Here is a 12983-nt window from a genome sequence, read left to right on the forward strand (position 1 = left end):
GGAAGCCGCTGTCAATAGAAAAAGCGGCCGAAGCCGCTCATTGGGGCTATTGATATTTTGTGAGCAGGTCGGGCTGCTGGCTGTTGCTGCTATAAAGAGAATATGCACCGAACCGCATTTGATGCGCACGGCCTAACTTTTCCTTGATGAAATCGATCGCGAACTGTTCTTTTAGTTGCTTTCCATCCCAGTGATAAAGCTTGAAGAATTGCTCGTTATCGTCGCCTTTTTTATCCCAGTTGGCCAATAGAGAAGACGTATAATAGAGACGTTTGCCGTCCCAGCTTGACGACACCATATTGACTTGGGCGCCGATTTTTTGTTCGTAAACTTGTTTCGGGTTGAACGGATCGCTAATGTCGAAACCTCGAGTCTTCCCGTCCATAAAGGTATTGACCCATAATGTTTTGTCGTCGCTCGAAATAGAGATGTCGACCGGCAACGGGATTTTTGAAGGATCGCCGATATCGGCAACGGCTTTCGCTTGCCATTCGCCTGCTTGGTCTTCGTAAATCAACCAGATTTTCGATGTTAGTGCTGTGCTGGTAAAACAGTAATTATTATTGGCCCCCCATGCGCAACGAAGTTCCAGAGGCGCACCGGTAACGTCGAAGACTTTTTTCGGTTTGCGCGCATGCAGGTCCCATTGCACGACGGTATTGCCGAAGCGTTTCATCGCCTCGGGGTCGTTCAGCATCTTGCCGAAATCCATCATGTAATTGGACCAGCCGGTGAACGACGAGGTGAACATCGCATTGCGTCTAGGCAACACGCGCACGTCGTAGCCATAACCGTCGGCATAGTTTCCAGTCTTGACCGCGCCGCGCAGGTCGCTGTCGGTCGGATGCCAATGAGTCGCGAGATATTCTCCTTCGTTGGTGTATTCGACTAAGGCGGTTCTGCCGCCGTGATCCTTGTTATTCGACAGACCGGTGATCAGCATGCGACCGGGCAAGGCATAGGTCGTATGCGGGCCGACTACGCCACCGCTTTTCGCGACGAAATCGCTGATGACCTTCGTTAATTTGGGTTTAGCCGGGTCGCTGTGAACATCGAAAATAAAAACCTTATTGGTATCGAGGCCGCCAGCCCACAAGTACTGTCGATCATCGGTAAAACCGGAATGATGTGCCTCATTGCGACCGCCGACCGACAGCGAGTTGACGACTTTGCCGTAGTTCTTGGACTTAGGATTTACATCGACCGTGACCAGTTTGTCCTGTTCGTCACCGACACCTTCCATGCCGAGCGTCCAGATATAGACAAAGTCCTCCTGTCCGACGATTTTGGCCATATAAGGCGACATGCAGGTTTCATCGGCTTGAGCAGACTGAATGCCAAGGCTGCTGATCATGATTGTTGAAGCGGCAAACAGGGCTGATTGAGTTAGTTTGCCAAGAAGATTTCGGTTTTTGCTTTGTGATTTCATAGTATGCACTCTCTTATAATTATCTGAGTAATAGTGAGTTTTCGCTAGGTGGACTGGCTACCTCCTTTGGCTTATAGTGTTTCAGGGGTGATAAAGTGCTTATGCTTCGGCAGTGGTTGGATCGATAATCGTCTTGATTTGGCTGATACGATTAGCAGGGAATGATCCTTGTTGAGCGTGTTCCCGAATAGCCGTTTCGTCCGGAGCGATATAAACACAATAGACTTTATTATCGGTTACATAACTCTCAATCCATTGAATTTTCGGCCCCATATCCTGAAGAATGGAACATGATTTTTGAGCAATACCTTGAAGGTCTTCGCTTGTCAACGATCCGGCGTTGGGGATTTCTCGTTCGATAATGAATTTAGGCATGTGTTTCTCCAATTAAAAAATGACTGGTCGTCTCTGTAGAGATTGAAAAAAAATTAGGCTTTGAAATAGCCCTCCAACAAATTCCGGCAGCATTGCTTTAAGGGTTCCGAGGACTGCTCGATTTTCATTCGAAGTAGTGCGCCTTGCCAGGTATTGAGTAATAAATCGGCCATTTCCTCGGCCGTCAAATCCGATCGAACGGTTCCTTCTTGCTGCGCTTGGGCAAGTGCCGAACGCATGATGTTGCGATAACGAGTCACCGCGGATTGCAATGCCTTTTGGCATATTTCGCTGGTGTCGCCGATTTCTCCCATGAGGTTGCCAAGCAGGCAACCGCCTTTGAAGTTTTGTTTTTCGGTTTCGGCAATTAACTCGTGGTAATAACGTTTTAACGCAGATAGGGCGTCGCCATTCGAATGTTCCAAATAGGTGTCAAGCTGTTTAATAAATGGTTCAATGTAATGCTGAATGACCTCCGCGCCGAAATTTTCTTTACTGCCGAAATAGTTGTAAAAAGAACCTTTTGGTATTTTAACGGCATCCAAAATTTCTTTAAGTCCGGTACCATGATAACCCTGCTCCATCAATAGCTTTACGCCTTGATTGAGTAGATTATCTCGGTTGATTTGTTTTTGCGATATTTCGATCATGGGAAAATAATACGACCGGTTGTCTTAACTGTCAATAATAAAAATCAATCATTAATTTTGGGATTTATCAGAGGTCTTGCTAATATTTTGTCGAGTACAGGCGAAGGACGGAAAATATACCTTTCGAGCAGCCCTGTTTTCGTTTTTTAAAACCCTCTCCCATGTCGGTAGAGAGTGCATATTGGCGAAAATTGAAGTGCGAAAGGTATGCTTCGTCGTGAAGGTTTCAATTCAAAATAATAGGAAAAATCTAAATGAGCGAACAGGAGTCAAATGGAGGGTCTGGCAACATAGAGCAGGACGGAAAGAGTATGCATCCATTAATCAAGTTAGGCATACTCTCGGTCGGCTCTAAGGTTGGTGCGGAAATCATTCTCAAACTCGCGAAGCACCCTGTGCTGTTAATGGCGATGGGTATCGGTAGCGGGCTATATATTAACAAGCACCGCAAAGATATTCTCGAAGCCGCGCAGCAGCTAAAAGATCAGGGGTTGGCGATAGTTAAGAAAAAAGATTGATCCTAAAAAGAGCAGTTGACATGGGTTGTAGACCGTTCGTGCTGAGCCGAGTCGAAGCATGAAGGGTCTACAACACTTTCACCGGCTTGGTGAAGTCTCAAACTGCTCTTTTTAGGTTGATGCATCTGTGGTACCGGATTAAATGTATTGCCGGGTTCCGAACAAGGACGTGCCGATTCTGACCATTGTGGATCCTTCTGCAATCGCCGCGTTTAAGTCGTTACTCATCCCGAATGAAAACGTATCGAGTTCAGGATGCTTGAGTTCGGAAACCGCTTCATAGAGCAATCGGTAGGGTTCTCGTTGCAAAGAAAAGTCGCTTTGCGGTGCAGGTACCGCCATAACCCCTCTTAGACGGAGACTCGGAAGGGCTTTAACTGCGTCGACCAATTCCGAAAGATCATTCAGAGCAATGCCTGATTTGCTGCTTTCATGGCTGATGTTGACTTGCAAACAAATATTCAATGCCGGTAAATTGGCCGGGCGTTGTTCACTAAGCCGCTGGGCAATTTTGAACCGGTCTACGCTATGAACCCAGGCAAAATGGCGGGCGATGAGCTTGGTCTTATTGGATTGAATCGGGCCGATGAAATGCCAGGTGATATTGTAAGCCCCGAGCTCTTGTTGCTTGGATCGCGCTTCTTGAGCATAGCTTTCCGCGAAATGGCGTTGGCCGGAAAGATAGGCGAGGATAATGTCCGAAGTAGGTTTAGTCTTGCTGACGGCAAGTAAGCGAACACTTCCCGGTAAGCGTTCGAAGTCGATCTCGGCTTGTCTGATTTGGGTTCGAACGGATGCGATTTGTTGAGCAATTGCGAACATAAGCACAATTTAGATGATAAAAAACCGCTATTAAACAGCAGCCCTTTCAAAAAGCAAAGACTTAGGCTAAGGTTATCTAGTGTTTCTATTTTTATTAGCCGCTTGAGAATCGTATGGATATTGCTGAATTATTGACTTTTTCCGTTAAAAACAATGCATCGGATTTACATTTATCGGCTGGTTTGCCGCCGATGATTCGAGTGGACGGCGATATCCGGCGTATCAATATTCCTGCCTTGGAGCATAAAGAAGTTCATGCTTTGATTTACGACATCATGAACGACAAACAGCGCCGCGATTATGAAGAATTTCTTGAAACCGACTTTTCTTTTGCATTGCCGGGCGTTGCAAGGTTTCGTGTCAATGCATTCAATCAGGATCGAGGTGCGGGGGCTGTTTTTAGAACAATTCCTTCGAAGGTGTTGAGTTTAGAGGATCTAAATGCGCCAAAGTTTTTTGAAGAAGTTACGCGCAAACCGAGAGGTTTAATACTGGTAACCGGACCTACCGGGTCGGGTAAATCGACGACGCTCGCGGCGATGATCAACCATATCAACACCAATGATTATGCACATATCTTAACCGTTGAGGACCCGATCGAGTTCGTACATGAAAGCCAAAAATGCTTGATCAACCAACGCGAAGTCCATCGCGATACTTTAGGGTTCACCGAAGCGTTGCGTTCCGCATTGCGGGAAGACCCCGATGTTATTCTAGTGGGCGAAATGCGCGATTTGGAAACGATACGATTGGCACTAACTGCGGCGGAAACCGGTCATTTGGTTTTCGGCACGTTGCATACCACGTCGGCCGCGAAAACGATAGACCGCATTATCGACGTGTTTCCGGCGGCTGAAAAAGACATGATCCGCTCAATGTTGTCGGAATCGTTGCAAGCGGTTATTTCGCAAACCTTGCTGAAAAAAGTCGGAGGAGGACGTATCGCGGCGCATGAAATCATGGTCGGGACTGCTGCCATTAGAAATTTGATTCGCGAAGCGAAAGTTGCGCAAATGTATTCGGCGATACAAACCGGGCGCAAGGAAGGCATGCAGACCTTGGATCAAAATTTGAAAGAGATGGTTGAAAAAGGGTTAGTGGCTTCAAAAGTCGCCATGATGAAAGCGGTCAACAAAGACATGTTCAGATAAAGGTGGCGATATGGATGAATTTAAGCGACTACTTGAGTTAATGGTCCAGCAAAAGGCCTCCGATTTATTCATCACAGCGGGACGCCCGCCCACGATAAAAGTCGACGGTAAGTTGATCGAGGTATCCAAAACGATGCTTAACAACGATCAATCTCGAGCCATTGTCATGAGTGTGATGACGCAACGGCAAAAAGACGAATTCGATAATACCAAAGAATGTCAGTTTGCGATTGCCTTTCCTAAGCTCGGCCGATTTCGGGTGAGTGCGTTTACTCAGCGAGATGCGGCGGGAATGGTGTTGAGACGTATTGAGACCCATATTCCTGATGCCGAAGATCTGCATTTGCCGCCGGTTTTAAAAGATATGGTCATGAACAAGCGCGGACTGGTGTTGTTTGTCGGCGGGACGGGAACCGGTAAGTCGACTTCACTGGCGTCGTTGATCAAATACCGAAACCAAAACAGCAGCGGTCATATCATTACCATTGAAGATCCGCTCGAGTTTTTGCATCCGCACTTGGGGTGTATCGTTACGCAGCGTGAAGTCGGCATGGACACCGAGTCCTATGAAGTCGCACTTAAGAATACCTTGCGCCAAGCGCCCGATGTCATCCTGATCGGTGAGGTTAGAACCCGTGAAACGATGCAAAATGCGATTACGTTCGCCGAAACCGGACATTTATGTATAACGACCTTGCATGCGAACAATGCCAATCAGGCATTGGATCGGATTTTGCATTTTTTCCCGGACGAAATGCATAATCAATTATTTATGGACTTGTCGTTGAATTTGCGAGGCATTGTCGCGCAGCAGTTGATTGCCCGTGCCGATGGCAAAGGGCGCTATCCCGCGGTTGAAATTTTGTTGAACACACCCTTGGTTTCCGACTTGATTCGTAAAGGCGAGGTTCACAAACTTAAGGAATTAATGAAGAACTCGCGGGAACATGGGATGCAGACCTTCGATCAAGCGCTTTACGATCTCTATACCGCCGGAAAAATTAGCTATGAGGATGCCTTGAACTCTGCTGATTCAAGAAACGAAGTACGCTTGATGATTAAGCTGGGTGCCGAAGACTTAGGGACTTTAGTCAATGAAAATATGCATTTAAAAGAAGACGAAGACGAACATTCTCGTTTTTAATTCAATCATTTTTTACGCGCTTCACTTATCGTTTCATAAGCCTTTGTAATTTTTTGCGTTTTTTCCTTGGCTAAGGTCATCATTTCTTCGGGGAGACCTTTCGCAACTAGTTTATCCGGATGATGTCGGCTGATTAGGCGGCGATAAGCTTTTTTAATATCGCTATCGCTGGCATTGGGGCGAACGCCGAGGACCTCATAGGCAGTGGCTAAGTTATCCTCTTTTTTAATCGATTGATATTGCTGTCGATGTTGACTGCCATAGAGCCGATATTGCGCTAGAATTTGCAATTTGATGCGCTCGTAATCAAACCGCGATAAACCGAGTATTCCGCAGATCTTGATCAACAGCTTATCCTTGGCCTCGTCCAAATGGCCGTCGGCCATCGCGGCTTGAAGTTGAATCTCTAAAAACATGCGGATTAAGTCGGTTCGTCTCTGGCACTCGTGACGAAATTGACGAAGCGCATCGTCAAGGGGAAAGTCTTTGCTTTTGCCTTGTTGAAACAGTTTGATGGCGGTCGAGCGCAAGTTGGCCGATAAACCCATTTCGTCCATTACGCGTTTAGCCAGATCGATTTCCGCTTGAGAAACGCGCCCGTCCGCTTTGGCGATGTGGCCCATTACCGAAAAAGTCGCGGTAAAAAAAGCGGTTTGTATGCGATGTTTATCGCCGGGGCTCAAGCTCTCGTCGAAATCGAATGCCTCCAAGCCGGAATCGAAATGATGGCCGACCGATGCCCCTAGTATAGCCCCAAGCGGACCGCCCAATAGAAATCCGAAGGCGCCGCCCAAGAATTTTCCCAACCAACTCATTGCCAGACATCCCGTAATTCGAAAATAAATGCTATTGTATGCGATTTGATATTAACTTCTTAGAACGAGGTATTATGAACGCTCCGGCTGTTCTTTACGAATCATCTTTGTCGCAATTGACGCTGCGTGCTCGCGGAAAAGTCCGTGATATTTACGACATAGACGATAAACACATGTTGATCGTCACGACCGATCGCCTATCGGCTTTCGATGTGATATTGCCGGACCCGATTCCGGAAAAAGGGCGGGTTTTGACATCGGTTTCGAATTTTTGGTTTAGCAAATTGAAACACATCTTGCCGAATCATTTAGCCGGCGTTTCTTTGGCCGAAGTGCTTACCGATCCGCAAGAGCTCGCCCAGCTGGAAGGAAGGGCGGTTGTAGTCAGAAAATTGAAACCGCTACCGGTCGAAGCGATTGTACGCGGATATATCATTGGCTCGGGTTGGAAAGATTATCAACAAACCGGTCATATTTGCGGCATTCGTCTTCCCGAAGGTTTACAGCAGGCACAGCAATTGCCCGAACCGATCTATACCCCGTCCAGCAAAGCCGCTGTCGGCGATCATGATGAAAATATAACGTTTGCGAAAACGGTTGAATTGATGGGGCCAGAACTCGCCGAAAAAGTGCGTGAGGCCAGTTTGGCCCTCTACCAAGAAGCGGCGAATTATGCCAAGGAAAGAGGCATAATTATTGCCGATACCAAATTCGAATTCGGCACCGACGACGCCGGCGTCTTATATTTGATCGATGAAGCGCTAACGCCCGACTCATCGCGCTTTTGGCCCGCCGATCAATACCAAGTCGGTATTAGCCCGGCCAGTTTCGATAAGCAGTATGTACGCGACTATTTAGAAACCTTGGACTGGAATAAAAAGCCGCCGGCACCATCATTGCCCGAGGAAGTTATTCGGAAGACGACCGAAAAATACCTGGAAGCGGAGACAAAGTTAATCGGTTCAAAGAGTTAATGCGCAGCCTTAGATGTTTAGCGTTTATGACCGGGGAGACTCTTTCTGGACGATTGATACATCCGTGTATTATAACTCTCTTTGCGGGTCGCCTTTTTTAGTCTACTTTTTAAAAAGTATATAGATAAAAATTATTTGTCATATCAACCCATGCTCGGCAAACGAGTAGGGTAAGCCGTCGCCGATGATAAAATGATCGAGAACCCGAATGTCGAATAAAGCCAAGGCTTGCTTGAGTTTGTCGGTTATGTGGCGGTCGGCTTGGCTGGGTTCGCTGATTCCGGAGGGGTGATTGTGTGCGAATATAACGGCGGCGGCGTTGTGCTGTAAAGCGGCTTTGGCTACTTCTCTAGGATACACAGAGGCGCTGTCTATAGTGCCTCGGAACAATTCTTCGAGCTTTAAAACACGATGTTGGTTATCGAGAAACAAGCAAGCGAATACCTCATAACTGTATCCTCTTAATTGCGCGCTGAGATAAGCTCGGGTAATGTCGGGGCTGGTCAAGGCGTCACCGCGTTGTAGAATTTCACAAAAATGCCTTCTAGCCATTTCTAAAACGGCTTGCAGTTGCGCGTATTTGGCGGGTCCTAAGCCGACACTTTGACAAAAACGTTCCAGGTCGGCATCGAGCAGCGCCTTTAAAGAACCGAAGTCGTTCAGTAAGTCTCTGGCTAAATCGACAGCCGATTTTCCAGGCGTTCCGGTGCGCAGAAATATTGCGAGCAATTCCGCGTCGGTAAGCGCGTTTGAGCCTTTTTGTAATAATTTTTCCCGAGGTCGTTCATCCGCCGGCCAATCTTTGATTGCCATTGATTACCCAAGTTAGGTCAAAGATATCAAGCATAGAAGAAATTTACTATACTTGCCATAATATCCAATTTAATTTTCTATCGGTACAACTATTAATAAGAAGCGAATATTACTAGCAGTTTGCGGCGGAATCGCGGCCTACAAGTCTGCAGAGCTCATCCGGCTCTTGAGAAAACACGGGTGTGAAGTTAGAGTGGTGATGACTCGGTCGGCGATGGCCTTTATCACTCCGTTGACTTTGCAAGCCTTATCCGGAAACCCTGTGCATATTGATTTGTTGGACTGTGATCAAGAACACGCAATGGGACACATCAGCTTGGCGCGCTGGGCGGATTGCATCGTGATTGCTCCGGCGACCGCAAATATGATCGCAAAATTGAGCCATGGCTTGGCCGACGATTTAGTCTCCACGTTGGTGTTGGCCGCCGGGTGTCCTCTTTATTTGGCGCCGGCAATGAATCGTGTCATGTGGCATAAAGCCGTTACTCAGGAAAATATAGAGCGCTTAGTCGGCCAAGGAGCGCAATTCATCGGGCCGGAAGTCGGCAGTCAAGCTTGCGGCGAAACAGGTTTAGGGCGTATGTCCGAGCCGGAAGCGATCATGCAGTGTTTAATGGCAAATACTGCGCAAGCGGTTTTACAGAGTAAAAAGATTTTGATTACAGCCGGCCCTACACGGGAACCTCTCGACCCAGTTCGCTATATTACGAATCGCAGTTCCGGAAAAATGGCTTATGCGCTTGCCCATGCGGCCTTGGCAATGGGAGCTGAAGTCACTTTGGTTAGTGGGCCAGTCGCATTGTCAGCACCCGATGGCGCGCGTCTGATACAGGTTGAAACTGCCGCGCAAATGCATGAAGCGGTCATGACGAGTGTTCAATCGGCCGATATTTTTATCGCGGCGGCGGCAGTCGCCGATTACAGTCCGGTTAGTGTTAATGATAAGAAAATAAAAAAACAAAATGACGAGGTCGTCATTTTGTTACATAAAACCCGTGATATTTTAGCCGATGTTTCGAAGTTGACGCATAACAGACCTTATACGGTAGGTTTTGCCGCCGAAACGCACGATTTGGAGCGATATGCTCAAGACAAGTTAATTCGAAAGAATTTGGATATGGTTGCGGCCAATTGGGTTGGTAAAGATAAGGGCGGGTTCGAAAGCGATCTAAATGCCCTGTCTGTCTTCTGGCATGGTGGCGGCGTAGATTTGGCCATGACCGATAAAAAACAACTCGCACGGCAGCTAATGAGCTTAATCGCTGAGAAAATCAATGAAAAAAATACAATTAAAAATTCTGGATGAACGATTGGGTAAGGATATTCCTCTGCCTGAATACGCCACTACCGGTTCGGCCGGTTTGGATTTGAGGGCCTGTTTGAGAGAATCGGTCGAATTGAAGCCTGGCGACAGTATCTTGATCCCCACCGGCATTGCGATTCATATTGCCGATAATACTATGGCGGCAATCATCCTGCCTCGCTCGGGATTAGGGCATAAACACGGAATCGTTTTGGGTAATCTCGTGGGATTGATCGATTCGGATTATCAGGGACAGATTTTCGTATCTTGTTGGAATCGTGGACAGACCGCATTTATCGTTAATGTCGGGGAAAGAATCGCACAAATGATTTTCGTGCCTGTCGAACAGGCGCAATTCGAGTTGGTCGACGCGTTTGATGAAAGTGCTCGAGGTGAAGGTGGTTTCGGACATACCGGGCGACATTAAATTGATAGGGGACATTTGATGGAGCGTATATTCTTACCGCTGTCGATCATTGCGGCATTTGTGGTGCTATTGACAGGAGGAGCGATTTATTGGGCTAATGACTCCAGCATCAAGGAAGCTAAGCATGATTCAGCAATGGCTCTGGCTGCCGGTACCGCATTAGGTATTTCAAAACAAATCGAACAATTGGCTAGCGCAATCGACAAAATGGCTCGAGATCCGACTGTAATAGAGGCAATGGAAAACAGAGACAGGGGCCGGATTCGAGCGTTAGAAGCACAATTGGAAAAATATTTGCCGGGCGCATTAAAGATCAGATTATTGCTGCCAGGCATAAACGATTTGGATACCGAACATGTTCCGCACATGGGCTTTGCCGATTTGGACATGGTTAAGGAAACCTTTAGCGGGAATCCTCAACCCTTGATTCAAGGGGAGGGTGCTAACCGGCATCTTGCGATAACGGCTAGAATTGAAGAAAGCGGCCGCGTGGCGGGTGTCATATTGGCCAGTTTGAGTTATGACTTTATTAATAACAGCATTAAGCCTAGCTCTATCGGCAATCAGTTGATTCAATTGAGGCAGGGTGACTTCGAGTTGGCAGCGGTTGGAAACCGAGCGCTTATCGGCGATGCTGCTAGTGTGCAGATGCCTGTTGCTCACACGGCATGGCAAGTTCAGGTTTGGTATCAGATAGGGGGGAGCTCTTCGGATGTAGGGTTGATTGCGGCAATTATGTTAATAGCGGTGCTGTTGGTTTGTCTTGCGTTTTTTGTAGGCTATCGGAAAAGTGCCAATATTTTAAGCCACGACCAAAGTATTGTTTTAAAAGCCGTCAAGGATCTAATGACCGGAAATGCGTATGGTAATTATCCGGTAAATTTGAGTGAGATGAGTGTCATTATTTCCACACTGGTACAATTCAAGCGAGTATTGGATCATCAAGGAGACGACGTCGTTGCGATTGCTAATGAAAGCGAAGCCGATTTTGACGGATTTTTTGAAGAATCCGATTTTGCGATTGAAGAAATTGTTGAAAACGCTAAAGCAGGCGATGCCGAAACCAGTCCAGTCTCAATGCCGGATGTCGATTGGGATATGCCGTTACCAGAAGCGAAACCAACTCCGGTTCCCGAGCAGCCAAAACCCTCCCCTATTTCAAAAGCGACGGCACCGTTGCACGAGGGGAGCGGAGAAGTATTTAGAGCCTATGATATACGGGGCGTGGTCGGCAAAACGCTGACAACCGAACTGGCTTATGATATTGGCCGCGCGTTTGGTACGGAAGTGAGAAAAGCGGATTGTAACATTGTCGTGGTCGGACGTGATGGGCGCCATTCCAGTCCCGAATTGGCGGATGCCGTGATCAATGGCATTGTTTCGACAGGGCGGGATGTCCTCGATTTGGGCATGGTGCCGACACCTATTCTGTATTTCGTTACGCAACATACCGAAGGACGGACCGGGTTAATGATTACCGGGAGTCATAATCCGGCAGAATACAACGGCATGAAAATGGTGATTAAGGGTGAAACCTTGGCAGGGCAGCGTGTCGCGAAGCTTAAAAACATCATCGATAAACAAGATTATGCCGTTGAGGTAGGCGGTACGGTCGACCAGAACAGCATGTTTGTTAATGAATACATCGGTATTGTCGCCGAAGATGTACATTTGGTCAGGCCGATGAAAATCGTATTGGATTGTGGGAACGGCGTGGCCGGAGATATTGCACCGATACTGTTTAAGACGCTGGGTTGCGAAGTCGTCGAATTGTTTTGCGATGTCGATGGCAGTTTTCCCAATCACCATCCGGATCCAAGCGTTCCGGAAAATTTGGAAGACTTAATTGCTGCGGTACAACATTATGAAGCGGACATCGGCATCGCTTTCGACGGTGATGGAGACCGTCTTGGGGTGGTCGATTCAAACGGCAAAATTATATGGCCGGATCGGCTGATGATGCTGTTTGCCAAGGATGTCTTGGCAAGAAAGCCCGGTGCGCAGATTGTTTACGATGTTAAATGCTCTAGGCATTTGGCCGAGCAGATCGCCAAATACGGCGGTCGAGCCTTAATGTGGAAAACCGGCCACTCTTATATGAAGGCAAAAGTCAAAGAAACCGGTGCTAAATTAGCTGGAGAGATGAGCGGGCATATCTTTTTTAATGACCGATGGTACGGGTTTGATGACGCTTTATATTCAGCGGCGCGTCTAATTGAGATTTTGTCCTCGGATGCCAGAACCAGTGCCGAAATTTTTGCCGAGTTTCCGGAAAGCCTTAATACACCGGAATTGCTCGTTTCAATGAAAGAGGGCGAAAATTTTGACTTTATTGAACGGTTATTTGCCAAGGCCGATTTCAAAGATGGGAAAATCACCAACATCGATGGATTACGGGTCGATTTTTCCGATGGTTGGGGGCTAGTTAGAGCATCGAATACCACGCCTTCATTAGTGGTCCGTTTCGAAGCCGATAGCGAGCAAGCGATGCGCCGAATTCAAAAGGAGTTCAAGACATTGATCGCGAGTATCGAGCCACAGCTAGTTTTACCTTTTTAATCA

At 47.3% G+C, this 12983-nt stretch carries 13 protein-coding genes; 7 read left to right on the top strand and 6 right to left on the bottom strand.

Annotated elements, in window-relative coordinates; translation table 11 throughout:
* Positions 1 to 46: 46 nt before the first annotated feature.
* From mtoX to EQU24_RS00690, 3 genes are all read right to left on the bottom strand, one after another.
* Positions 47 to 1354, bottom strand: coding sequence for a methanethiol oxidase (gene mtoX / locus EQU24_RS00680; protein ID WP_235726469.1), 1308 nt, complete (start codon positions 1352 to 1354; stop codon positions 47 to 49).
* 174 nt (positions 1355 to 1528) lie between these two features.
* Positions 1529 to 1804, bottom strand: a complete 276-nt coding sequence (locus EQU24_RS00685; protein WP_017841355.1) for a DUF4242 domain-containing protein — start codon at positions 1802 to 1804, stop codon at positions 1529 to 1531.
* Between the two features lie 53 nt (positions 1805 to 1857).
* On the bottom strand, positions 1858 to 2454 hold the full coding sequence (locus EQU24_RS00690; RefSeq protein ID WP_017841354.1) for a TetR/AcrR family transcriptional regulator: 597 nt from the start codon (positions 2452 to 2454) through the stop codon (positions 1858 to 1860).
* Between the two features lie 254 nt (positions 2455 to 2708).
* On the opposite strand from EQU24_RS00690, the gene EQU24_RS00695 reads away from it, so the two are divergent.
* Positions 2709 to 2972: a hypothetical protein gene (locus EQU24_RS00695; protein ID WP_014146642.1), complete on the top strand. Its 264-nt coding sequence runs from the start codon at positions 2709 to 2711 to the stop codon at positions 2970 to 2972.
* 138 nt (positions 2973 to 3110) lie between these two features.
* On the opposite strand, the gene EQU24_RS00700 is transcribed toward EQU24_RS00695, so the two are convergent.
* Positions 3111 to 3794, bottom strand: coding sequence for a YggS family pyridoxal phosphate-dependent enzyme (locus EQU24_RS00700; protein ID WP_017841353.1), 684 nt, complete (start codon positions 3792 to 3794; stop codon positions 3111 to 3113).
* Positions 3795 to 3907: 113 nt separating this feature from the next.
* Here EQU24_RS00700 and EQU24_RS00705 point away from each other — a divergent pair, with 113 nt between their 5' ends.
* Both EQU24_RS00705 and EQU24_RS00710 read left to right on the top strand, forming a co-directional pair.
* Complete coding sequence (locus EQU24_RS00705) at positions 3908 to 4945, top strand: type IV pilus twitching motility protein PilT (RefSeq protein ID WP_017841352.1); 1038 nt, start codon at positions 3908 to 3910, stop codon at positions 4943 to 4945.
* 10 nt (positions 4946 to 4955) lie between these two features.
* On the top strand, positions 4956 to 6089 hold the full coding sequence (locus tag EQU24_RS00710) for a PilT/PilU family type 4a pilus ATPase (RefSeq protein ID WP_017841351.1): 1134 nt from the start codon (positions 4956 to 4958) through the stop codon (positions 6087 to 6089).
* Between the two features lie 5 nt (positions 6090 to 6094).
* On the opposite strand, the gene djlA is transcribed toward EQU24_RS00710, so the two are convergent.
* Positions 6095 to 6904 (bottom strand): co-chaperone DjlA, encoded by an 810-nt coding sequence (djlA, locus tag EQU24_RS00715; protein WP_017841350.1) that lies wholly within the window; start codon positions 6902 to 6904, stop codon positions 6095 to 6097.
* A gap of 74 nt (positions 6905 to 6978) precedes the next feature.
* Here djlA and EQU24_RS00720 point away from each other — a divergent pair, with 74 nt between their 5' ends.
* The gene (locus EQU24_RS00720; protein ID WP_017841349.1) at positions 6979 to 7878 is read left to right on the top strand and encodes a phosphoribosylaminoimidazolesuccinocarboxamide synthase; all 900 of its coding nucleotides are present in this window, start codon (positions 6979 to 6981) and stop codon (positions 7876 to 7878) included.
* A 138-nt stretch (positions 7879 to 8016) separates the two neighbouring features.
* Here EQU24_RS00720 and radC read toward each other — a convergent pair whose 3' ends face one another.
* The gene (radC, locus tag EQU24_RS00725; protein ID WP_014146648.1) at positions 8017 to 8691 is read right to left on the bottom strand and encodes a RadC family protein; all 675 of its coding nucleotides are present in this window, start codon (positions 8689 to 8691) and stop codon (positions 8017 to 8019) included.
* Positions 8692 to 8770: 79 nt separating this feature from the next.
* Here radC and coaBC point away from each other — a divergent pair, with 79 nt between their 5' ends.
* From coaBC to EQU24_RS00740, 3 genes are read left to right on the top strand one after another with little or no spacing between them, the layout of a single operon-like run.
* On the top strand, positions 8771 to 9997 hold the full coding sequence (coaBC, locus tag EQU24_RS00730) for a bifunctional phosphopantothenoylcysteine decarboxylase/phosphopantothenate--cysteine ligase CoaBC (RefSeq protein ID WP_026130245.1): 1227 nt from the start codon (positions 8771 to 8773) through the stop codon (positions 9995 to 9997).
* The gene (gene dut, locus EQU24_RS00735; RefSeq protein WP_017841347.1) at positions 9966 to 10421 is read left to right on the top strand and encodes a dUTP diphosphatase; all 456 of its coding nucleotides are present in this window, start codon (positions 9966 to 9968) and stop codon (positions 10419 to 10421) included. Before coaBC ends, dut begins: the two co-directional genes overlap by 32 nt.
* Before the next feature lie 18 nt (positions 10422 to 10439).
* The gene (locus EQU24_RS00740; RefSeq protein WP_017841346.1) at positions 10440 to 12980 is read left to right on the top strand and encodes a phosphomannomutase/phosphoglucomutase; all 2541 of its coding nucleotides are present in this window, start codon (positions 10440 to 10442) and stop codon (positions 12978 to 12980) included.
* The last annotated feature ends 3 nt before the right edge of the window (positions 12981 to 12983 follow it).

This window comes from Methylotuvimicrobium buryatense (assembly GCF_005931095.1).
GTDB lineage: Bacteria > Pseudomonadota > Gammaproteobacteria > Methylococcales > Methylomonadaceae > Methylotuvimicrobium > Methylotuvimicrobium buryatense.

Bases quoted from the DNA above. Each gene is read 5' to 3' on its own strand.
- dut (WP_017841347.1), top strand. From the start codon at position 9,966: ATGAAAAAAATACAATTAAAAATTCTGGATGAACGATTGGGTAAGGAT.
- EQU24_RS00700 (WP_017841353.1), bottom strand. From the start codon at position 3,794: ATGTTCGCAATTGCTCAACAAATCGCATCCGTTCGAACCCAAATCAGA.
- EQU24_RS00740 (WP_017841346.1), top strand. From the start codon at position 10,440: ATGGAGCGTATATTCTTACCGCTGTCGATCATTGCGGCATTTGTGGTG.
- EQU24_RS00705 (WP_017841352.1), top strand. From the start codon at position 3,908: ATGGATATTGCTGAATTATTGACTTTTTCCGTTAAAAACAATGCATCG.
- radC (WP_014146648.1), bottom strand. From the start codon at position 8,691: ATGGCAATCAAAGATTGGCCGGCGGATGAACGACCTCGGGAAAAATTA.
- mtoX (WP_235726469.1), bottom strand. From the start codon at position 1,354: ATGATCAGCAGCCTTGGCATTCAGTCTGCTCAAGCCGATGAAACCTGC.
- EQU24_RS00720 (WP_017841349.1), top strand. From the start codon at position 6,979: ATGAACGCTCCGGCTGTTCTTTACGAATCATCTTTGTCGCAATTGACG.
- EQU24_RS00695 (WP_014146642.1), top strand. From the start codon at position 2,709: ATGAGCGAACAGGAGTCAAATGGAGGGTCTGGCAACATAGAGCAGGAC.
- djlA (WP_017841350.1), bottom strand. From the start codon at position 6,904: ATGAGTTGGTTGGGAAAATTCTTGGGCGGCGCCTTCGGATTTCTATTG.
- EQU24_RS00710 (WP_017841351.1), top strand. From the start codon at position 4,956: ATGGATGAATTTAAGCGACTACTTGAGTTAATGGTCCAGCAAAAGGCC.
- EQU24_RS00690 (WP_017841354.1), bottom strand. From the start codon at position 2,454: ATGATCGAAATATCGCAAAAACAAATCAACCGAGATAATCTACTCAAT.
- EQU24_RS00685 (WP_017841355.1), bottom strand. From the start codon at position 1,804: ATGCCTAAATTCATTATCGAACGAGAAATCCCCAACGCCGGATCGTTG.